This window comes from Stieleria magnilauensis, from assembly GCA_007753675.1.
GTDB lineage: Bacteria > Planctomycetota > Planctomycetia > Pirellulales > Pirellulaceae > Stieleria > Stieleria magnilauensis.
Genome location: CP036432.1, coordinates 5,604,715 through 5,627,378, shown reverse-complemented (window position 1 = coordinate 5,627,378; position 22,664 = coordinate 5,604,715). Strand labels below are relative to the sequence as shown.

Genomic DNA, 22,664 nt, shown 5'->3' with positions numbered 1-22,664 from the left:
TTCGATGGTCATTCCGATGTGGCTGGCAAAGACGATTGCATGGACGGGGGTTGCGCTGATCGGATTCGCGGTCGTCGACGTGGCCACCACGAGTCTGTGGGACACCAGTCTGACAGGATCGAGCTGGTCATCGCTCGCCGAATTCGCCGGCGGCTTCGTGATGAAACACTTCGGCGAAGTACTCGATGAAGAGTAGTTTTGACAAACAGTCATTCTCGATGCCCGACCCGATTCCCGCCGGCACATCACGAATGCGTCCGAGGCCGCACGCGACGTGCTCGCAGGATCTCTGAAATCACGGACAAGCGAGGTCCTTTAGGCCCGGAGGGCCGGCAGAGCGGATGCCGGTGGCGTGAGCCACCGGAAATGATTTTAAGGAGTCGCTGAGGCCCAGCGGGCCGACACAATTTCCCAGCTTCTAGCAACACACGCGGCTCAGCAGACACACTGTGTCGGCCTTCCAGGCCTGCGCCGGCGTTGCATTCGAATTCCGGGTCCTGACGGGCCCGGCAAGCACTCTGTCAGCCCGCTGGGCTTTTGCATCGTGGGGCAGGCGGGCGCTTCGCATGAGCCTGTCTTGTTCAACCCCGATTGGGCAACGCTGTGAAGCATTTCTTAGCGGTAGGGCGCGAGCCCTCCGGTGTTTCGGGAACGATGAGGGACCGGAGGGCTTGCGCCCTGCCGCTAACACCTCGTCAAACGCAGGGAATCAATGCTTCACAGCCGGATCTTGGGGTGCGCTAACGCGACCCCAAGCTCTGCTGTGGCACGCCGTTGGCGTGACCCGGCGAGCCCGTCCGGGGGCGTGGGGAGAAGCGGGGGCGTGGGGCGGAGGGACCTCCTTGTTCATTTCCGTTTCGGCTCGTCGACTCGCCGCCGGCAACGGCTCACTCGACCGCTACGATCGGCTAGAATTCTTTCTGCCACCAACGGAGAAACTTCCCAGAATGTCAACGCGTTTTGAGATACTTTAGAATGACGAGTGTGTGTGCATTGCCGCAGACAGCCACAATGTCGACTCTGGCCAACTGAACGATTAAGTGATCTGCAACGTTCATTCGACGGGTTTTTCCTGAGATGAAACGATTCTTGAAATACCTTTTGATTCTTGCGGCGATGGCTGCTGCTGCACTTGCGATCGACTACTGGAATGTCACCCGAAAAGAGAAACGGCTTTCCATTGCCGTGTCACAAATCGGTGGGCGCAATGGCTCGATTCCTTTTTGGCCACTCGGTACTGAATACCGCATTACATTGACAGCCATACCCACTGCAGGACAATTAGACCAACTCAAGATCGCCAACGAGATGCGCGGCTGGGTGGGAATTGCATTCGAAGACTGTGGCTTGACGGCGGATGATCGCGATCGCCTACGCAGGAATCTGGAGCGGTGCCATCTATTCGTCGTGCAGGACGGAAAAAGGAACCCGCTGGACGACGCCGGCACGAATTAACGAACGACTGGTCCTTGCCGTGAACCAACCACTTTCAATTGTCGTGACATTGCTCGCCTTGCTCGCCGGTTGTCATCAACGAGCAAGCGAACGCGGGAGCTTCACGCGGGAAGCATTGCCCGACGGGGTTTGGATGGTTGTGGACGACCCAGTAGAACTTGGGCACATGTGGGGCGAGATCGAGGAAACGGGTGAACCCTTCGACGACTACACGTTTGGCATGCGTTGTTTGAGCCGTGACAAGGAAATCCAATTGCTCTTCGACAATTGTTTCGTCGGCAATCCGTTTGGGCTGCAAGTTGGTGATCGTTTTCGCTTTGAGAGATCGATAGAATCCATGACTTACAATGAGGACTGGGAAGGATACTACGCCCTCAAACGCGAGATTCTTCCGGTAGAAGAGATCACGCGATGATCTCGTCGACGACGCGGCCGTGGACGTCGGTCAGGCGGAAATCGCGGCCGGCGTGACGATAGGTCAACCGCTCGTGATCGAGTCCCAGCAAATGCAGAATCGTTGCGTGCAGGTCGTGCACGTGCATCTTGTCGACCATCGCTCGGAACCCAAAGTCATCGGTCTCGCCGTACGTCATGCCTCCCTTGACTCCACCCCCGGCCATCCACATCGAAAAGCCATGGTGGTTGTGGTCGCGCCCGTTGCCGTTTTCCGACGTCGGCGTCCGTCCGAATTCTCCGCCCCAGACGATCAGCGTGTCTTCCAACATGCCGCGTGACTTGAGGTCAGCGATCAACGCGGCGATCGGCTGGTCGATATTTTTGCAAAGCTTGGGCACCGTGCCGTCATGCCCGCTGTGCGTGTCCCAGGGTTGCCCGTTGCCGTAATACACTTGGACAAAGCGGACACCGCGTTCTGCCAAACGCCGCGCCAGCAGACAGCCGTTGGCAAAATGTCCGTCTCCGTACGCCGCCCGGGTTTGCTTCGTTTCACGATTCAAGTCAAACGCTTCGCTGCCTTCGAATTGCATGCGAAATGCCGTTTCCATCGACTCCAGGCGGGCGTCCAACATCGACCGGTCGCGATGGGGCGCCGAATGCGTGGAAGCTTGCGCGGCGGTTGTTTCAGCGTTGAGTTGCCGCAACAGATCGAGTTGTTCGCGTTGGGTCTGGCGGTCCCAGCGAACGTTCCGCAGATGGGGCAACATCTTCTCCGGATCGATGGTCGAGTGATTGATGTAGGTCCCCTGGTATTCCGACGGCAGAAACGCGCTGTTCCATAAAATCGAGAATCGGACGGGGCGTCCCGGACACAAGACGACATAGCCGGGCAGGTTTGCGTTCTCGCTGCCCAGGCCGTACAGGAACCAGGCTCCCATGCTGGGACGCGTCGGCGTGATCGTGCCGTTGTTCATCTGCAGCAACGCCGGCCCGTGATTGGGATTGTCGGCATGCAGGGAGCGAAGCACACAGATGTCGTCGATGTGCTGACTGAGTTTGGGCAGCAGCTCGCTGACGGGAATGCCGCTTTCACCGCGTCGGCGAAATTGAAACGGTGACGGCAGCAAGCCTCCCGTCGGCCGCTCGGTCAAAAGGTCCGCGCCGGGTGGTCGCGTTCCGGCATACTTTTCGAGCAAGGGTTTTGGATCGAACAAGTCGCCTTGATAGGGCCCGCCGTTCATGAACAGGTGGATCACACGTTTCGCTTTGGCGGGGAAATGTGGACCCGCGTTGGGACTCGATTCCGATGCCAACAGATGGGCGGCACCCAGCATTCCCATCCCGCCACCGAGTTGTCCCAGTAGCTGGCGGCGATCGATCGTTGAATTCGTTTCGTTTGGCATCGGTCGGTCTCTTCGTCTGGTCACGCAGTTGGGCTCACTCGACAAACAGGGCCTGGTTGGAAACCAGCAGCGCGTGGGCGTATTGTTGCAAACGCGTGGCGGGTGAATCGTTGTCTGCCGGTTTCAAGAACTGCATTCCGATCCGCAGCTCTCGATCGTCGGGTGGTCGAGAGAACAGCAGCCAATAGAGCCGATCGATTTGGGCGGCTGGATCGTGCGGGACTTCGCGTTCCAACCGCGTGACCAGCGACTGCGATTGATTCAGCAGCAGCGGACCGTTGAGGGCGTAAAGCCCTTGCAGTGCCGTGATCGTCGGTGTCCGCTTGGGGCTGTGCTGGGTCGGATCGGGAAAGTCGTGGACCATCAGCGTCGGCGACATGTCGCGGCGATGGACGGTTGCGTAGAGTGTGCGTCGTCGATTCCCGTTTGCATCCAGGTCGATGGACGGACCGCCGATCACCTGGGTCAACTCATCGGTCGCCATCAGCATCGAATCCCGCCACTCTTCAAAGGTCAATCGACGTTGATTCATGCGAGAAAGCCAACGGTTTTCCGGATCGCGCTGAAAGGATTCCGCCGCGGCCGACGACGATTGTTGCCAGGTGGCCGAGAGCAGGATTTGGCGATGCAGCTGTTTCAGCGACCAGCCCGAATCGATGAAGTGGGCGGCCAGATCGTCCAGCAATTCCGGGTGTGACGGGCGGCTGCCTTGGGTGCCGAAGTTGCTCGGTGTGTCGACCAGCCCGGTTCCGAAATGGGCCAGCCAGATGCGATTGACGATCACACGCGCGGTCAATGGAGCCGCTTCGGTCACGATCGATTCGGCCAGTTCCAGTCGACCGCTGCCGTTTTGATAGGGTTCGGGTTGTTCGGCGAGCACGGTCAAGAACCGCCGCGGGACGATGTTTCCGGGGCGATTGGGATTGCCACGGATGAACGCCGGCAGATCGCGTGATTGTGCACGATACTCCAGTTTCGTTCCGTCTTGTGCTGTCTTTCCGGCGCGGACGACGAACAGCGATTCTTCGGACAACGCATTCGCCATCGGCATGTCGTACTGTGGCGTCGAGGCTTTGATCGATTGAATTTCCGCGGTCAGTTTCTCGATCGTTTCGGTGGGCAGCGGTTTTTCGCGTTTTCGTTTGGTGATCTCGGCTTCCAGCTCGGCAACTCGTTCACGCGCCCGTCGCACCGGTTCGTATTCTTCTTCGGGAACGAGCGGCCGTTCGACTTGGCGGCAACTGGCAAAGATGCCGGCCAACGCGTAGTAGTCTTCGGTACTGATCGGATCGAATTTGTGATCGTGACAGCGGGCACAGGCGACGGTCAGCCCCAAGAAGGTTCGCGATACTGCGTCGACGCGTTCTTCCCATTCATCGGCGACGATCACCTTGATGATCTCGCAGGGTAGTTTCAGTTCTTTCCAATAGGTCGGGCTGAGGCTGATGAAACCGAGGGCGGGCAGGTCGCTCGGCTCCGTCTCGGGCATCAGATCGGTGGCCAACTGGCGGCGAACGAAATCGTCATAGGGCATGTCTTGATTCAGCGCGTCGACGACCCAATCACGATAGAAGTGCGATTGCCCGGTCTGGTACAGCCAGCTCGCAGTGCGATCGGTGTACCGCGCCATGTCCAGCCACCAGCGGCCCCATTTTTCGCCGTATTGGGGCGAGTCCAAAAGTCGCTCGACCAGCCGTCGGTACGCGTCGGGGGATTCGTCCTGGACGAAGTCACCGACCATGGCCGGAGTCGGCGGCAGACCGGTCAGGTCGAAGCAAAGCCGTCGCAGGAGTGTCACGCGGTCGGCGCGTTCGGTCGGCGCCAACCCTTGCCGCTGCATCGCAGCGAGGACAAACGAATCCAAACGCGTTTGCGGCCAATCGGATCCGCCGACGTCCGGCAGCGGTTGACGTTGGACGGGTTGAAACGACCAAAATCGCCGCCCCTCGTCAAAATCGATCGCGCCGTGACGGGCTTGTTCGGTTTGCTCGGACGGTGGAAAAGCGGCGCCCTGCCTGACCCAATTCGTCAGCGTGGCCAGATCGTCCGCATCGAGCTTTCCGTCGGGCGGCATTTGAATGTCACCGTCGTAACGCACCGTTTCGATCAATAGACTCTCGTCGGGCTTTCCGGCGACGACGGCCGAACCGCTATCACCGCCCTGCCGGACGCCTTCGGCGGTGTCCAGTCGCAAGCCGCCGTGGAGTGTCTTGGCCCCGGCCGAATGGCACTCGTAACAGTGCTCGACCAACAACGGGCGGACCTTGCGCTCAAACGTTTCGTAGTCGTCGGCGTTGACTGTTCCGTGAACGACCAGGAGTCCGAGCAGAACAATCAGTCGCTTCGCTATGCGAGACATGGCGGGCGTCGCGGGAGGTGGGAGGAAGGCGGGGTCCGCCATTGTACTCTACCAAAAACCGTGGCGTAAGCTTCCAGCTTGCGTTGGGCCTGGGTCGCAAGCTGGAAGCGTACGCCACTTGCAAGCTGGACGCTTGATTTGAGTATGCTGATGGGGCGTCTGTCCATTTGTTCCCGACATTCCCCTGCCAAAATGATGCGATATTGTTTGACATGTTTGCTGTGGATTGCCTGCACGATCGCTGCCTCGGCCGATGGGCTCCGGGCACTGCCCGAGGCGACGCGTCCAGCCGACCGGCGACTGGGCGAGCTGCGAAACCTGAACAGCTACTTTCCGTTCAAGCCGGTTGAGGATCCTGAAGCCTGGCCGCAGCGACGTGCGGAGATTCAGCGACGGATCTTGTTATCGCAAGGGCTGTGGCCGATGCCCAGCAAACCCGACTTGAACGCCGTGATCCACGGCCGGGTCGAGCGAGACGACTACGTTGTGGATCGCGTTTATTTCGAATCGATTCCGGGCCACTTTGTGACCGGCAGCCTGTATCGCCCGAAAGGCAAGTCGGGTCCGTTTCCGGCGATCTTGTCGCCGCACGGGCATTGGAGCGACGGTCGGTTTTACGACGCCGGTGAAGCTCAGATCCGCGCCGACTTGGCCAGCGGCGCCGAACGCTTTGCAGTCGGCGGACGATTTCCGATCCAGGCTCGCGCGGTTCAGTTGGCCCGCATGGGATGCCTGGTGTTCGTCTACGACATGACGGGAAACGCCGATTCGATCCAGATCGGACATCGCCCCGACAAAGCGGCACATCTGGATCGCGCGACCGACTGGGGGTTCTTCAGCGCGCAGGCGGAGCTTCGTTTGCAAAACATGATGGGACTGCAAACCTGGAACTCGATTCGCGCGGTCGATTTTATGTTGGAGCTGGACGAAACCGACCCGACCCGCATCGGTGTGACCGGTGCCAGTGGCGGTGGAACACAATCTATGATCTTGGGTGCGATCGACGATCGCATCGCCGCGGCGATGCCGTGCGTGATGGTGTCGACATCGATGCAAGGCGGATGCACGTGCGAGAACGCGCCGTACATGCGGATCGATCAGGGCAACGTCGACATCGCCGCGGCGATCGCGCCGCGACCGCTGGGGCTGACCGCCGCCGACGATTGGACGGTCGAATTGGAAACCAAGGGCTACCCGGACTTGCGTCAGTTGTATACCGATCTTGGACACAAGGATCGATTGACCGCGGCGTTCCATCTGCACTTCAAACACAATTACAACCATGTCAATCGTGCGGTGATGTACGCGTTTTTTAATCGGCACTTCCAGCTCGGGTTCAAGGAGCCGATTTTGGAACAAGACTACGTGCCGCTTTCCCGTTCGGAAGCCACGGTGTGGACGGACGAGCATCCGGCGCCCCGCGGTGACGCGATCGGCGATCCCCACGAAGTCAGAATCTTACAACTCGCCACGGAAGATTCTCGGCGACAGATGGACGCGTTGATTCCCACGACGAACGACCAACTTGAGGAGTATCAACGTGTGGTCGGAGGTGCTTGGGAAACGATTCTCGGACGCCGGTTGGATCAGGTTCAAGCGACTTCGTTTCATCAAGTGAAGGCCATCAAGCAGGAGGGATTGTCGATCACGGTGGGGCTGCTCGATCACGCCGGCGAGCAGTTGCCGATCGTTGAAGTCGGTGATTCCGGGGCGAAGGGAACGATCGTGTGGATCACGGATGAAGGTAAACAAGGCCTTTGGGATGGCGATCGCCTCAACCCGCTGGTCGCGAAGATCGCCCGCGCCGGATACCGCGTCGTCTCCGTCGATCTGATCGGGCAGGGCGAATTTGTTTCCGGCGGCGAGTCGCTCGACACTCAACGAATGTGGTACCAGCGGGGTGGCGAACAGGCTTGGCATCGTTTCGCCGGGTACACCTATGGCTACAACCATCCCCTGTTCGTTCAGCGGGTCCACGACGTGCTGTCGGCCATCCAACACGCTACATCGACGGGCAATCGGCACATTCATCTGGTCGGGATCGGCGATCACGCCGGCGCGATCGCTGCGGCAGCGCGCAGCCAAGCCGGTGACGCGGTCGGCAGGACCTTCATCGATTTGAAAGGGTTTCGGTTCGCGTCGCTGCAGCGGCAAGACGATCCGATGTTCGTCCCCGGTGCGGTCAAATACCTGGATGTCGACGGATTGTTATCGCTGTGTGTTCCCGGGGCGTTGGACATCGTTTCACCCGACTTGCCGATTGTGGATCGTGTGCAGCGGGCGAGCGGGACGTCGAAGGGAGTTCGTTGGCATCAAACGGGCGAGGAACTGTTGTCGGCGATCGGGGACTGGGCCGTGCGTTGATCCGGTTGCTCGTTCGCGCCGGCCGCGATCAGCCGTCTGTCAGCCCGCCGAGCACGGCTTTGGCGCGTTGTCGTTTGCGTTGGGTCAGCGGTGGGCCATTCAGTTCGAGCGCCCGTTGGAGCAATGGCTTGGCTTGATCGTGATCGCCGCGTTGGTACAAGACGATACCGCGGTTGTAGTAGGCCCATGCATTGGTCGGACACAAGCCGACGGATTCCTGGTAGTCGCGTTCGGATTCCTCCATTCGATCCAGTCCGGCCAGTGCAAAGGCTCGGCCGTTGAGTGCGAAGGCGAGCACTTGGTGCAACCCTTCGGTTCGGCTCAACTCGATCGCGGAGTCCAGGTCATCCAAGGCAAGATTCCACTCGCCCATTTCGGCGTAAACTTGTCCGCGTGAACTCAAGAGATCTGCATCGGGTTGTTCAGAAGTCATTTCCAGCAGTTGCGTGTAGTCATCGCAGGCTTCAACGTGTTGTTCGGTGTACCAGCGAATCCATCCACGCAGTCGGTACCCGGCGGTGTGTTCGGGCGCCATCGCGATGATTTCTTCGGCGACACCGATTGCGTCGTCATAGCGTTCTTCGCTTTCCAGGCGATTGACTTTCGCGTGCAGCGACTGGATCGCCGCTTCCTGGGCACTTTCCGGTGCGATTTCGGCCAGGCGATCGATGTCGGCTTCGGCTGCTGATTCGTCGCCTTGCATCTGATGGGCGTAGGCGCGTCCGGAGTAGGCGTAGGGATCGTCGGGGAATTTTTCGATCAGTTTCTCGTAGTCTTCGAGTGCTTGGTCGTGGCGTTTCAAACGCATCAGCACCGTGGCCCGCCGCAGCCGAGCGCCGTCGTAGACGCCCGAGAGTTCCAGGGTGCGGTTGAAATCTTCCAACGCCAATTCGTCTTCCTGGCGATCCATGAAGAAGCAGCCGCGGAGGAAAAAGATATGTTCATTTTCCGGATCGAGTTCACAGGCCCGCTGGTAGTCACGGAGGGCATCGTCGTGGTTGCCCGCTTGAGTGTGCGCGAACGCTCGGTTGACATAATGGGCCGGTTGTTCGGGTTCTTGCTCGATCAACGCCGACTGCTCTTCGATGGCCGCCTGCGGATTTTCATTCATGCGGTGCAACAACGCGATCTGTTCGCGGGGCTCGGTCCATTGGGGCGCCAGTCGGCTCGCTTCGGTCAAGGCTTCCATCGCCGTTTCCAGTTCGCCTTGTTGCAGACTGAGCGATCCGAGCAAGTGCAACGCGATCGGGTTCTCCGGGTCCAACTCCAGCACCGCGTGGCAGTCGGCTAGGGCCAGGTCACGTCGGTCGGTTGCCGCGTAGGAGAATCCGCGTGTCAAGAACACCGCCGGCGTGTCGACGCCCAGTTCGATCGCGCGATTGCATGCGTCGATGGCCTCCTCGAATTCGCTTTGCATTTGTAGGATTCGCCCGCGGAGTGCATGGGACTGTCCCTCGTCCGCATCGATTTCGATCGCCTTGTCGCAGTCATCGAGTGCGAGCGCGAACTTATTTTGCGATGTGTAGAGCATGCTTCGGTGCAGCCGAGGCGCGACGGCACCGGGCATCACGTCAATCGCGCGGGTCAAGTGTTCCAGTGCTCGCGGTTCGTCACGATGTTCGTCTTGCTGGTACAACCATCCCAGCATGGCGTGGCTGGCGCCGTTGTGCGGATCGAGCTGAAGGATCTCATTGAGTTCCTCGATCGCCCGCGTGCCCTGGTCTTGGTAGAGCAGGATTTCGGCGCGACGAAATCGGAAGGCCGGTTCACGTGGTGCCCATCGGACGGCGGTGTCCAAATCCGAAAGCGTCTGGTCCCAGGCCTCCAGCCCCGAGAAGATTTTGGAGCGATGAAAGTAGAACCACGGGGCGAAGGGCGCCAGTTCGATCGCTCGGTTCAGGTCGATCAGGGCGGCTTGATGGTTGCCGACAACTAGGTGGTACCAGCCGCGGCGTCCCAGCAACGGAGCGCACTCGGGGGCCAGGGCGATCGCGCCCGAGTAGGCTTCGATCGCGTTCTCGAATTCCTCGTTCCCCGCATGGCGGGTCGCAACCGCGACGTGCAGTGCCAGCTCAAAGGGGCTTTTTCGTAACAGCCGTTTCAGTTCCGCGTCCGAGGTGCTGGCATAGAGTTCTTCGGTGTATTCGATCCAGACGCCGATCTCCCGAAACTTCTGTTCGGGCGTCGGCGGCGGTTCCTCTGGTGCCGACGGTTGGGAGATCAGTTGTCGCAGGCGGTCGACCCACGCGTTCCACCAAGAGGCTGCCTGGTGAGACGTTTCCTGGGCAGGGTCGGTCAGCTTGGCCGCCCGCATCAATGCTTCATCGATGCCGCATTTTTCGATTTCGTTCTGATAGAGGCTGAAGGGTTTGATGCCGATCTTGGTGCAGGCGGCCGAATTGATGCGGCGATACACGAGGAATGCGACCGGCCCGTCTTGAACATCCGGGACGGCAAAGGATTCGATCCGTCGAGTCATCTGATCCACGACACGCCGCCGCGCCCCGTCGTCGTCCTTGTCGCTGTCAGTCGCCGCGGTTTCGATCTGCATCAGCCGCGTCGCGCCGGGGAGCACTGCCAGGGACACCATCAGCTCGAACCCGTCGTCCGATTGCGATTCGTCCGATTGCGATTCATTGAGGACCGCATCGATCGCCTCGACAACGATGCCGGAATAGTTTTCGATGGCCGTTGTCGAGACGCGTCCGGTCGATCCGACTTCGCCGCAGAAATGAACGTAAAAAGAAGTTGGAATCTCGGACAGTTGGTTGTCCGCCGCGGTCTCCACCGGGGCGATCGGTTGTCCCTGAATCGGTTCGTCGCGCTGCTGACAGCGTTTCATCTCGCCCAATGACGGGACGTTGAAGCATTTGCCACAGGATTCACACTCGATCGTCGCCCCCGCCTTTGACGGCCGCACCTGGACACGTTGGCCGCAATGGCAGGAAACGGTGAACATGATGCAGGGCTCCACAAAATCGAAAAGGCGACAGCCGTTATTCTAGGCCGACGCTCGGTGCATTCTAGCATGATTACGTTTGATCCAACGTCATTCGCCGCCGCCGGCCGGGTGCCGCGAGGTGTCGTTTCGGCGGAACGCGTGTTCCCAAACCGAGTCGGGGGATCCGTGTTGGGACAAGGACGTCACAGCTGCTTGGCAACTTGATACAGGATCTCGGCGCCCTGATTGAGCTGTTCGATTTCGATCCATTCGTCTTTGGTGTGGGCCTGATCGATCGAGCCGGGGCCGAAGACCACGGTGGGCAGGCCCGCGGCGGCGAATTTGGGAGCCTGGGTCGTGAACGCGACGCCGATTGTTCGGGACGACCCCGCAACCTGTCCGGTCAGTCGGACCAGGGTCTCGGCGAGCGTTCCGTTTTCTCCGTCCCGAAGCGGTTCGCAGCTCGTGTCCGGCGGCAACATCTCGAACTCGATTCCGCATCGGTTTTTCAATGCCTGTCGGGTTTGATGCAAAATCGTTTCAAACGATTCTCCCGGGACGACGCGGCGGTCGATTTCGATGACGCAGCGTTCTGGAACGATGTTGACGCTTTCGCCGCCATGGATCGTTCCCACACTGAGCGTAGGGCGACCACACAATGGATGGTCGGGGCCGGCGGTTTGGAGTTCATCGGCGAGTTGTTCCAATCCACTGATGAGGCGTGCCATTGAGTAGATCGCACTTTGCCCGAGCGAGGGTCGGCTGCTATGGGCTGCGACGCCTGTCGTTTGGATTCTCCATCTCAAGACACCCTTGTGCGCGACCACGACGTTCAACTCCGTCGGCTCCGCGACGATCGCCAGATCGGGCGTGGGCGTTAAGAAGCTGTCACCGGAGTCAAATCGTTTCACCAAATCGATCGCCCCTTTCTGTCCGAGTTCTTCATCGCAGGTCATCGAAACGACCAGGCTAGCGTGGGATCGAGTTTGTTCGCGATTGAGACGTGCCACGGTCGACAGGATCGCCGCCATCGGGCCTTTCACATCGCAGGCTCCGCGGCCCCAGATGCGGCCGTCCCGCTCGATACCCTGGTAGGGATCGATCGTCATGCCGGCAACCGGAACGGTGTCTTGATGTGCGTCCAGCAAGATCGTGGGCCGATCGGGATGGCCCGCCAATTTGGCGATCACATTTCCACGGCCCGGTTCGATTTGGTCGTAGCGATGAGGTATGTTGTGACTTGCAAAAAATCGGCAAAGCCAATCGCTGACGCCTTGTTCGCACCATTCCGGTCCCCGATGGTCATGTCCCATCGGGTTTTGACTCGGAATCCGAATCAGCTGGTTCAAGATCGCTAGCGGTGTATCGTCGTCCATCCAGGGAGCCTCGCAGGAAACATCATGAGTCAATTCGATTTAGCCGACACTGGGCAACGGGACCGCGCGACACCGTGTCCATCGATAGGGCGGCGTCATTGGATCGCGGGTGTCGCGGCAGCGGCCGGCACGATGGCAATGCAACGCCAATCCGTTGCGGCGGAATCGTCGGATGATAAAGGGTACATCGACGCGCACGTGCACGTGTGGACGCCGGACACAAAAACGTATCCGCTGGACGATCGCTATGACGTTTCGGCGATGCAGCCGCCGAGTTTTACTCCCAAACAGCTGATGCAACTTGCCGAGCCGCTGGGGGTCAGTCGTATCGTCTTGATTCAAATGAGCTTCTATGGGTTTGACAATTCGTACATGTTGGATGTGATCGCAAACCATCCCGGCCGGTTTTCGGGCGTGGCGGTGATCGATCCCGAGGATCATCCGGTCGAAACCATGAAATCGCTGAAGTCCAAAGGGGTGCGGGGGTTCCGCATCGTGTCGGGAAAAAAGGATCCCGACCGTTGGCTGACCGGCGAAGGGATGAAACAGATGTGGGCCTGCGCGGCGGACGAATCCATGGCGATCTGTCCGTTGATCAATCCGGAGTATTTGCCGTCGGTCGACAAGATGTGTCGGCAGTATCCTGAGACAAACGTTGTGATCGATCACTTTGCCCGCATCGGGATCGACGGGACGATACACGATCAAGATCTTGATGCCCTGTGTCGTTTGGCAGAACACCAACACACCTACGTCAAAACATCAGCGTTCTACGCGTTGGGTAAGAAAACCGCGCCGTACACGGATCTGGGCGCGATGATTCACCGACTGGCCCATGCCTTTGGAACCGATCGGTTGATGTGGGCAACCGATTGCCCCTACCAGGTACAGGACGGGCATACGTATCACGAGTCCTTGGATTTGATTCGATCCAAGTTGGACTTTTTGAGCGATCGCGATCGCAGTTGGATGTTGCGAAAGACTGCCGAGAAGGTGTTCTTTTCATAGCGACGTCAACGTCGCGCTGTCCGATCAAAGGGCACCGCGGAGCGCATCGATCAATCGTTCAATCGACGCCGGATCGTTGTAGCCGTGGATCGCGATTCGTAGGCGTCCGGCGTGGCACATCACGTGAATGTTCTGCTGGTGCAGCGCGGCGTAGATCCGGTCCGCATCGGGATGCATGAACGCCATGATGCCGGCCAAGTGGTCTGGCTCGTCGGGGGTGATGCATTGCACGGGCAATCGTTTCAGTTCGTCCATGCAGTGTCGAACCAGCGGTCGGCAATGCGCATCGATCTGTTCGACGCCCACCGATTGGATGTATTTCAACCCGGCATCGATGGCGTAGACGGCGGGATAATTGGGCATCCCGACGGAAAAGCTTGCAGCGCCGTGTTTGGGAACGACGCGTTCAAATCGATCGGCATCGAATGCGTTTTCCAAATGAAACCATCCACCCGCCGGTGCGGTCAATCGTTCGGCACTGGCGGAGGGAATCCCGACCAAGCCACCTCCGTGCGTGGCCAGGATCCATTTGTGCGTGGAGCTGACGATCAAATCGACATCGCTCAGATCGAGCGGGATCCGGCCGAGTGCCTGCGTGACATCGACCGAGATCAGTGCGGGGCAATGACGTCGGACGACGCGCGTCAGCTCGGGCAGATTGATTTTGTGCCCATTGAAAAAGCTGACCAGCGATGTGGTGACCATCCGAGTGCGGGGGCTGAGCAGCGGAATCAGGTCTTCGATGCGAAGTGACCAGTCGCGAGCCCTCCAGACTTTGACGGTCGCGGGACAGCTGGCGTGCAACCAAGGCGTCGCGCCGGCGGGAAAATCCAGATCGTTGATCACGATTTCGTCGCCTTCGCGCAACTGCAGTGCCATCGCGGCCAGGTTGTACGCTTCGGACGAACAGGAGCACAGGCTGACTTCGCCGGCGCTTAAACCGTAGGCCAATCCGATTTGCTGTTTGGCACTCTCCCAAACCTTGGCGTGGCAGTCGCGTCCGTCCATCCCCAGCAATTTGTCTTGGCCATAGGTTTGAAGCGCATCTAGCACCGCGGTGGGGGGAATGCCTTCGGCGGCCGTGTTGAAATAGTCTTTGCCGGCAAGGCCGGGGAAGTCGCGTTGTCGCGAGGACTCGGTCAGCATGGGGGAAATCGGTTGCGTCTGGTGGGGAAAGGTTGGTGTCCAGGCTTTAGCCCAATACCGCTAAGTTAACATCAATGAGAGGGCAGCTCGCGCTGGCGCGAACCACGTCGCGCTTTCACGCCAGCGGCGTGCCACATCAAAGCTTGGGGTCGCGGTAGCGCACCCCAAGATTGGATCACCATCAGGCCGCCAACCCCAACGGGGTTGAACAGGTTAACACAATTCGCCCAATTCACGCCTCCGTTTGCGTCATCCGATCGCGCCGCGTCGTTTGTTGAACCCCGCTAGCCGAAAAGGTATTTTGATGACGGCCGGGTGGCGAATGGCTACAATGAACTTCCCGCCCGCCTCTGACTCTCTCCCCTGCCTACCTTGACCATGCATTTGCCCAGTTCTCTGCTGGACGCGTTGAAACGCTTGACCGGTCGCCTCGCCGCGGTCGTTTTCGCCTTCGCGGCATCGATCGGAGTTGGCCAAGATGCGTCACCGCAAGCGATTGCGTTTTTCGAAAAAGAAGTTCGGCCGGTCTTGGTCGAGCACTGTTATGACTGTCATTCCGCCGAAGGCAGCGTCAAGGGTGGGCTGCGGCTGGATACCCGCGCCGGGCTGCTTGAAGGAGGCGACTCGGGGGCGGCGATCGTCGCCGGCGACCCCGCTGCAAGTTTGCTGATCGAAGCGATCGGGTATCAGAACCACGATCTGCAAATGCCGCCCCGAAATCGGTTGCCCGAACAGGCCGTCAAGGCGCTGACGAAATGGGTCGCCGACGGTGCCCCCGATCCGCGTGAGCCGGCGCCGCCAAGCTCAGCCCCAGATCGCGGGCCGTCGGGGATGAGCATCGAGGAGGGCCGGCAGTTCTGGGCGTTTCGGCCGGTGCGTGATCCCGCGATTCCCAAGCTTGCCGAGACGCAGTGGACCGAAAACCCGATCGACGCGTTTGTGTTAGCGCGACTTCACGACAACGGCCTGTCGCCTGCACCGGCGGCGGACAAGATCACGTTGATTCGCCGCATCACCCAAGACCTGATCGGTTTGCCGCCCACGCCCGAAGAGATCGACGCCTTCGTCGCCGACGAATCACCCACGGCGTATGATAAGGTCGTCGAAAGACTTTTGAATTCACCGCATTACGGTGTTCGCTGGGGACGGCATTGGTTGGACGTCGCACGCTACGCCGATTCCAACGGACTGGATGAAAACTTGGGGTTCGGGCAAGCGTGGCGTTATCGAGATTACGTCGTCGATGCCTTCAACAACGACAAACCCTTTGACCGTTTCTTGATCGAGCAAGTCGCCGGTGACCTGCTGCCCGAAGCGAATCGTGAAACCAAGACGGCGACCGGGTTTCTATCGCTGGGCGCCAAGGTGCTGGCCGAACCGGATCGGCAAAAGTTGGAGATGGACATCATTGATGAACAGCTCGACACACTCGGCAAAGCGTTCCTGGGAATGACCTTCGGCTGTGTCCGGTGTCACGACCACAAATTTGATCCGATCAAGCAATCCGACTATTACGCGCTGGCCGCGATCTTCAAGAGCACCAAGACGCTCGGTGAGACGAACACCGGCGCGATCAAACATTGGTATGAGCACTCCTTTGCGTCGGACGAGGAAGCGGCGCGGCTGAAGGAAATCGACGCCCAGATCGCGGAGAAGAAAAAAGCGGCGGCGAGTTTTAAGAACGCGGCGATCGCCAAGATTCAAGCCGAAGCTCGAGACAAGGTGGCCGACTATCTGGCCGCCGCGGCACAATTCGAGGTCTCCGCGCCCCTGACTACTGTCGCGGACATTGCCGAGCCACTCGGGCTGCATCCCAGGATCCTGCACCACTGCCGCATGCATTTGGATTTCCATCGGGATGATCCGCTGTTGGTCCGGTGGCATCAATTGGCCGCCGAAGGAAACGTCGACGAGATCCGTCGGCACTATGGCGAGTTGTTTGAGAGCGCGGAAAAGGCGTCTGCCGAGGCGAAGAAGCAGGATCCGAAAACGAAAACGCTGGACGATCCGACGTTGCTGGCCGCCCGATCCGCCTTGTTGGACCCCTCGGGGTTGTTGGCCGTTCCCTCCAAAGAAGCGTTCGCCTTCGACGAGCAAACGCTCGCGGAATACTACCGGTTGATGGATGAGGCGAGGGCCTTTGAAAGCGTCGCCGCCGACGAAACGGCAGCGATGGGGGTCGGCGAAGGAACGGTGGTGGCAGAGTTGCCGATCCACATCCGTGGCAGTTACAAGAACCTGGGCGACCCGGTCGCGCGAGAGTTTCCCGAAGTGATGCGACACTCCACGGTCCGGCCGATCTTTCCTAGCGGGCAAAGCGGTCGACTGGAATTGGCTCGTTGGATGGCCGACACAAGGCATCCCTTGACGGCCCGCGTGATCGTCAATCGCATCTGGGGATGGCACTTCGGCGAGGCGTTGGTGCGGACGACCGAGAACTTTGGACGTCTGGGCGATCGCCCGTCGCATCCGGACTTGCTCGATTGGTTGGCCAGACGATTCATGGCCGGCGGTTGGTCGATCAAAGATCTGCATCGTCTGATTCTTCGGTCCAACGTTTATCGGCTCGCGTCGTCGCATCCGGAGGAACAGCGTTACGCGACGATCGATCCGGAAAACCGGCTGCTTTGGAAAGCGAACTTGAGGCGACTGGAAGCCGAGCAGATCCGCGATTCGATCTTGGCGGTCGGCGGACGTTTGAATCTTGAAATCGGCGGAAAAACGTTGCCGCTGCGAAATCGACAATTCGTGTTCAACCACACGTCCGAAGACCACACCAAATACGACAGCGTTCGGCGTGCGTTGTACCTGCCCGTGATCCGCAACAACCTGTACGCGTTCTTCACACAGTTTGATTACCCGGATCCGACGATGCCCACCGGTTCACGCAACGCCACCGTGATTGCGCCACAGAACCTGCTGTTGATGAACGACGCTTTGGTAATGGAGTCGGCCGATGCGCTGGCGAGGTCCGTCCTGTCGCAGTCGAAGGAGGACACCGACCGTGTCGCCGATGCGTATCGACGGGCCGTCGGACGTGATCCGTCGCCACGCGAGACCGAACGCGTGCTTCGGTTCATCTCGCAGTTGACCGACGGTGCCGATGCGAACGCAAACCGACAGCACGAGCAAGCCTGGTCGCTGTTCTGTCAAAGTCTGATGGCCAGCAACGAATTCATTTATCTACGTTAGGTTCATTGTGATGCAATCCCGACGACAGCTTCTGCGAAACTCGGCGATCGGATTCGGTCACTTGGCCTTTTCCGCGATGTTGGGTCAGGAAGCCTTGGCCGCGGAAAATCCATTGGCTCCCAAGGGGCCCCATTTTCCGGCTCGCGCCAAGCGGATCGTTTTTCTGTTCATGAAAGGCGGTCCGTCGCACGTCGACACCTTTGACCCCAAGCCTCAATTGGACCGGGATGATGGCAAAGCGCCGCCGTTTGATTTGCCCGATGTCACGTTCGCCAAGCAGGGTAACTTGTTGAAGTCGCCATGGAAGTTCAAGCGATACGGCGAGAGTGGGTTGCCGGTCAGCGAGCTGTTTCCCAATGTCGCCCGTCACGTGGATGACCTGTGCGTGTTGCGATCGGTGCATGGAACCAATCCCGCCCACGGCGGGGCGCTGTTGAAACTGCACACCGGCAGCGATCAATTCGTCCGGCCCAGCATGGGGTCTTGGTTGGTCTACGGGCTGGGGACCGAGAATGAAAACTTGCCGGCCTTTGTGACGATTTGTCCGACGTTGGCCCACGGCGGAGTCAATAACTGGGGCACTGCGTTCTTGCCGGCGCATTGCCAGGGCACGCCGATCGGCAATGCCAGCTTGCCGGCGACGGCGGCCAAGGTCAAGCACATTCGAAACGATCGCATCGCTCCCGATCTCCAGCGTCGACAACTGGACTTGATCGCGTCGATGAATCGGGAGCATCTCGAAATGGCCGGTCGCGCCCAAGCGCTCGAAGGACGGTTGAACTCGTTCGAATTGGCCTATCGCATGCAAACCGCGATGCCGGAGATTCAGGATTTGGCGTCAGAGTCCGCGGCGACGCAGCGTCTGTATGGGATCGATGATCCGGTCACCGAAGATTTTGGCCGACAGTGTTTGATGGCCCGACGGTTCCTCGAGCAAGGTGTTCGGTTTGTCCAGGTGACGCACAGTGACAGCGTCGTGCAGTGGGACCAACACTCGGGGCTGTATCAAGGTCACACCAAGAACGCGGCCGAAGTCGATCGGCCGATTGCAGGGTTCCTGCAAGACTTAAAGGCAAGGGGGCTGCTCGAAGACACGCTCGTCTTGTGGGGCGGCGAATTCGGACGCACACCGACGGCTCAGGGCAGCAACGGTCGCGACCACAACCCGCACGGGTTCACGATGTGGATGGCCGGCGGCGGGGTGAAGGGAGGCTATGCGTATGGTGCGACCGACGACTACGGTTACTACGCCGTGGAAAACAAAATGCACGTTCACGATCTGCACGCGACCATCTTGCACTTGATGGGGCTGGACCACGAACGACTGACCTATCGCTACGCGGGACGAGACTTTCGCTTGACCGATGTCGAAGGCGTGGTGGCGAAAGACATCTTTGCTTGATGGAAATCAGCATTCCACAGTTGTCATCGGGTAATGGACGCGATCGCGATCTTCGTCATTTTAGTGATCGCAAATCCTGGCCACTTTTCTGCTCGACAACCACAACCCAAATTAGATGTGGTTGAAGCACTCGTCGTCTATCGCAGCTCAATTTTCGGGTAGTGGACGAGGCGACGAGTCCTTGCCAATATGCCAACGACAGAGGACTCGTCGCCTCGTCCACTACCGCCTACCCGAAAACCAAGGTGCGGCGGAATGCTAGTTTAGGGGCAGTCCGTAGCGCCACCAAAGTATTGCCGCGGCGCCAGCGTAATAGACGGAGAGTGAAACCACGAACGCGGTCGACCCGGCAACAAGATTTCCGAACCCATCCCGGTTGTGAAACCATCGTGTCGCAAGTGCACTCGGAATGGCGACCGGGAACGCACAGAGAAACACCCAAGCCGAAACAAGGTTGTGCTCACGGCAGATCACAAAGTAAACGTAGCACATCGCGATGAACCCGAAGGCGGTGGCTCGGCCATGCCATCGCGAAGCATGCTGGTCGCTTCGCCGGAACTGCGCTACCAATATCGCATGCTGAAACACCAGGTAAAGACATCCGGGCCAGGTAAAGATGAATTCATTGAACGCATGGGAAAGCAGCGGTCCCGCTGCCATGCAGGAAGTCATACTGAGCGTCAAGAAAACGGAATGCCAATGCAAACGCAGGGTTCGCGGACCTATCAAAACGGCAATCGCGGTCAAGATCGCTGCACAGGCCATTGATACCGTTGTCGCGATCCAACTGTAAGCCATCGTCCGAACGGTCGGCATTCGAAGTGTGTCCTCTGACCGAATCCCAATCCAATTCCTTTCGGAGTCGGAGGCTGGCTTCGACCTCAATCGGACAGACCGTTGCAAGATAGCCGCATCGCCCCGATCGTCGTCGCCCAAATAGACACAGACTGCTGCTGAATGGTTGCGAACAAAAAGAAGCCCGCGGTGTAACGCTGGTGTCGCCCACGCGGTTTTACCAGCAAGGACACGTGCCCTTGCCAGTTCAGTGTATTGCTCCGGCGACGCTTTAGCGAGGATGAGATCGCCGGTGTCATTGAGCAGGATCAGCTTTTTGTCGGCAACAATCACCGACGCATGGCCGATCGTTTGCGACTGTTTCATCGTCTCGAATTCCACGTTGCGGCGCGGCTTCGTGTTTCCATTGGACCAAGCGATTTCGCCAGTATAGAAATTCACGCAGCGAAAACTTCCCCGCGAAGGATGTCGCGCATTCGACTGGGATTCTTTTAAATCAAAACCATAGACATACTCGCCAACCAAAACACTGGATGCGACATCATTGGACATCGATTTGTATTCGCCGATCAATTCGATCGCTGGCGACTGATCGGGTGTGATCCGATACAACTGGCTGCCGCCTTGAAAGGGTGATGAGATCCAGACAAGATCGTTCCGCAGGATCGGCCAGGCAGAATGTTCGTCATAGCCGCGCGACAGCGCGACGCGAAACAATTGCGACCCCGAATGTAGATCAAATCCACAAAAACTATTTTGCAAAAGTCCGATGGCCATCTGTTTGTCGAGAACAGTTGTAGGGAGCGCCGACGAATAGCTGGCCGGATCATCCCCTGATTTCCAAATCAGCTCTCCGGTCCGTTTGTCCAATGCGATCATAGCGGAGTTTCTGCCTCCGACCGGAAGTAGGATTTTCTCGCCAGCAATGATTGGGCTGCAGGCGTATCCGAATCCAGTGCCGAGCGACTCAAAGCGTTGCGATAGATCGACCGTCCAGAGTTCCTCGCCTTCCCAATTCAGACATCCGACCGTCAAGTCGGGACTGGTGAAGTAAATGTGTTTCTCGTCAATCGTCGGCGTGCTTCGTGGTCCGGGATACATTCCATCGAGTTCGTAAGGATCATCGTATCGATGCTGCCAAAGGGTCGAACCGGTGGTGGCATCCAAGCAGAGGACAAATTGCCCCGCGAGTGTTTGGTATTGTGTAAACACGCGGCCGTCGAACGCCACGAAGGAGGAGTAGCCCTGGCCAAGATGACGGCGCCACAGCACCGGCGGGCCGTGGTTCGGCCACGCGTCGGCCAGATGAATTTCGTCACTGTGCCCATTCAGATGGGGGCCCCGGATGGTCGGCCAACCAAGGTCTGCGGCCCCTTGGGGAAGAAATGCACTCGAGTCGACCGGAGATTGCGTGTTGGAAGTTGTGAACCAAACCAAGGCACAGGCAACGATGAGGATGACCGAGGCCGATCCGATCCATCGGGAATGCATGTTTCGCAGTTTTTTCACAACGCAAACTCGCCCTGGTGGATCGGCGGCGGACGATTAAGGAGAAGGAGGTCCATGGTACGGTCATGAGTGTTGGTGTGCAGGCTTTAGCCGCCCACTGTCGCTGCGTGGCAGCGACCGGGAATCGCCAAAAGGCTAAACACACCACTTATGACCATGCCTTCTCGGATGGGAGTCCTTCTGCTCGTCTAAGTCGTTTGCTGGTGGCAGGTCGCGTTAGCCCCTCGACTTCAGCCGACAACAATTTTTATATTTCTTCCCGCTTCCGCATGAACAAGGATCGTTGCGTCCGGGCGTTTTATCGGTATTCCGAATGGTCCCGACGGGCGGACGTGGCGCGGGACGCGGAGCATCGTTCGTCGTCATAGAAATCGGGACGGCTTGAGGCTTTGTGACGGACGGTTGTGGAACTGAATTATTCGGTCGGTTTGTCGGTTGGAAACAGGCCCACCCGCTCAGTTCCTCCGCGACATCAAACTCTAATGGCGGCATTTCATCTGACCCGCGGATCGAGTTTTCGTCAAAACCGTTTAGTGTTTCCTCAACCTCTTCCTGCGACACGATCCCCTCACTGACCATCCCCGACGCATAGGCTCGCCGAATGGTTTCCAGGGATGCCGGCATACCAAAATTAGCCAGCTCCATACAGAGACCGGCATTCAACTCGTCGCAGGGGAATTCAATCAATCGATTCAGGTGTCGCTCGAGCCTCTCGGCGCCTTCTTCGCGACTCAGGCGTCCTCGCCGGAACAGCAAGAAATAGGTGCAGGCCAACGACCATCGCACGTACTCGTACAGGTCCTGGTTTTCGATCAGCTGTCCGATTTGATTGAAATCAGTACCGATCAGTTTGACGATCAGCCGTTGCAAATCGTCGTGGATCAGATCACCGAGCAGCGAATGGATGGCTTCTTGCGGCAATGAAATCGCGTCGATGACTGCCGGTAGGGCGCGCGCGTCACCGATGGCACTGAGCAAACTAAAAGCGAAGCATGCACCATTTGTTTCGATCGTGATCCCTTTCGACGCGTTTTCGGTTTCGGCTCGCAGGATTTCGATCAATCCGGGGACCACGGATTCGCCGCGAGATTGGAGTTCACGCAGCAGGGGTTTTGGCAGAACGTCCATGGGGACGTTTCTCAGTTCGTCTAGTAGCTCCGCATCTGTCTTGCTTTCCAGGCTGGATGTTGCAGCGTCCACGATTCGCTCAATCCTTGTTTCAATGTCTCGATGGGTTATTCATGTCCGCATTGTGTAGCACATCGGCATCCAGCCAAAGACCTGGAAGCAGGTGACGCTTGAAAATGCCTTTCGTGTT

Annotated in this window: 14 protein-coding genes; 7 read left to right on the top strand and 7 right to left on the bottom strand. The window is 58.7% G+C overall.

What is annotated here, in order from left to right; all coding sequences use genetic code 11:
• The first annotated feature begins 4 nt into the window (after positions 1 to 4).
• From TBK1r_RS19645 to TBK1r_RS19635, 3 genes are all read left to right on the top strand, one after another.
• Positions 5 to 196 carry a hypothetical protein gene (locus tag TBK1r_RS19645; RefSeq protein WP_145214370.1) on the top strand — a complete coding sequence of 64 codons (192 nt, stop codon included), beginning with the start codon at positions 5 to 7 and terminating at the stop codon, positions 194 to 196.
• Between the two features lie 881 nt (positions 197 to 1,077).
• Positions 1,078 to 1,455 carry a hypothetical protein gene (locus TBK1r_RS19640; RefSeq protein ID WP_145214367.1) on the top strand — a complete coding sequence of 126 codons (378 nt, stop codon included), beginning with the start codon at positions 1,078 to 1,080 and terminating at the stop codon, positions 1,453 to 1,455.
• Entirely contained in the window at positions 1,358 to 1,870 is a 513-nt protein-coding gene (locus tag TBK1r_RS19635; RefSeq protein WP_419580172.1) for a hypothetical protein, read from the top strand. Before TBK1r_RS19640 ends, TBK1r_RS19635 begins: the two co-directional genes overlap by 98 nt.
• Here TBK1r_RS19635 and TBK1r_RS19630 read toward each other — a convergent pair.
• Both TBK1r_RS19630 and TBK1r_RS19625 read right to left on the bottom strand, forming a co-directional pair.
• Positions 1,860 to 3,254, bottom strand: coding sequence for a DUF1501 domain-containing protein (locus TBK1r_RS19630; protein ID WP_145214361.1), 1,395 nt, complete (start codon positions 3,252 to 3,254; stop codon positions 1,860 to 1,862). The genes TBK1r_RS19635 and TBK1r_RS19630 overlap by 11 nt on opposite strands.
• 34 nt (positions 3,255 to 3,288) lie before the next feature.
• Positions 3,289 to 5,613: a PSD1 and planctomycete cytochrome C domain-containing protein gene (locus TBK1r_RS19625; RefSeq protein WP_419580171.1), complete on the bottom strand. Its 2,325-nt coding sequence runs from the start codon at positions 5,611 to 5,613 to the stop codon at positions 3,289 to 3,291.
• Between the two features lie 192 nt (positions 5,614 to 5,805).
• On the opposite strand from TBK1r_RS19625, the gene TBK1r_RS19620 reads away from it, so the two are divergent.
• Positions 5,806 to 7,977: an acetylxylan esterase gene (locus TBK1r_RS19620; RefSeq protein ID WP_419580170.1), complete on the top strand. Its 2,172-nt coding sequence runs from the start codon at positions 5,806 to 5,808 to the stop codon at positions 7,975 to 7,977.
• A gap of 28 nt (positions 7,978 to 8,005) precedes the next feature.
• Here TBK1r_RS19620 and TBK1r_RS19615 read toward each other — a convergent pair whose 3' ends face one another.
• Together TBK1r_RS19615 and TBK1r_RS19610 are read right to left on the bottom strand one after the other, a co-directional pair.
• A complete protein-coding gene (locus tag TBK1r_RS19615; protein WP_145214353.1) occupies positions 8,006 to 10,936 on the bottom strand; it encodes a tetratricopeptide repeat protein in 2,931 nt (976 codons plus the stop codon).
• A gap of 185 nt (positions 10,937 to 11,121) precedes the next feature.
• On the bottom strand, positions 11,122 to 12,294 hold the full coding sequence (locus TBK1r_RS19610; protein ID WP_145214350.1) for a M20 family metallopeptidase: 1,173 nt from the start codon (positions 12,292 to 12,294) through the stop codon (positions 11,122 to 11,124).
• A gap of 24 nt (positions 12,295 to 12,318) precedes the next feature.
• On the opposite strand from TBK1r_RS19610, the gene TBK1r_RS19605 reads away from it, so the two are divergent.
• On the top strand, positions 12,319 to 13,302 hold the full coding sequence (locus tag TBK1r_RS19605; RefSeq protein ID WP_419580169.1) for an amidohydrolase family protein: 984 nt from the start codon (positions 12,319 to 12,321) through the stop codon (positions 13,300 to 13,302).
• A 24-nt stretch (positions 13,303 to 13,326) separates the two neighbouring features.
• Here the strand turns inward: TBK1r_RS19605 and TBK1r_RS19600 are convergent, their stop codons facing one another.
• Positions 13,327 to 14,448, bottom strand: a complete 1,122-nt coding sequence (locus TBK1r_RS19600; RefSeq protein ID WP_145214347.1) for an aminotransferase class V-fold PLP-dependent enzyme — start codon at positions 14,446 to 14,448, stop codon at positions 13,327 to 13,329.
• 378 nt (positions 14,449 to 14,826) lie between these two features.
• On the opposite strand from TBK1r_RS19600, the gene TBK1r_RS19595 reads away from it, so the two are divergent.
• Positions 14,827 to 17,640: a PSD1 and planctomycete cytochrome C domain-containing protein gene (locus TBK1r_RS19595; protein WP_145214344.1), complete on the top strand. Its 2,814-nt coding sequence runs from the start codon at positions 14,827 to 14,829 to the stop codon at positions 17,638 to 17,640.
• Between the two features lie 10 nt (positions 17,641 to 17,650).
• Positions 17,651 to 19,042, top strand: coding sequence for a DUF1501 domain-containing protein (locus tag TBK1r_RS19590; RefSeq protein WP_145214340.1), 1,392 nt, complete (start codon positions 17,651 to 17,653; stop codon positions 19,040 to 19,042).
• Positions 19,043 to 19,300: 258 nt separating this feature from the next.
• Here the strand turns inward: TBK1r_RS19590 and TBK1r_RS19585 are convergent, their stop codons facing one another.
• Entirely contained in the window at positions 19,301 to 21,328 is a 2,028-nt protein-coding gene (locus TBK1r_RS19585) for an outer membrane protein assembly factor BamB family protein (RefSeq protein ID WP_145214337.1), read from the bottom strand.
• A 234-nt stretch (positions 21,329 to 21,562) separates the two neighbouring features.
• Positions 21,563 to 22,546 carry a DUF1186 domain-containing protein gene (locus TBK1r_RS19580; RefSeq protein ID WP_473772440.1) on the bottom strand — a complete coding sequence of 328 codons (984 nt, stop codon included), beginning with the start codon at positions 22,544 to 22,546 and terminating at the stop codon, positions 21,563 to 21,565.
• Between the last annotated feature and the right edge of the window lie 118 nt (positions 22,547 to 22,664).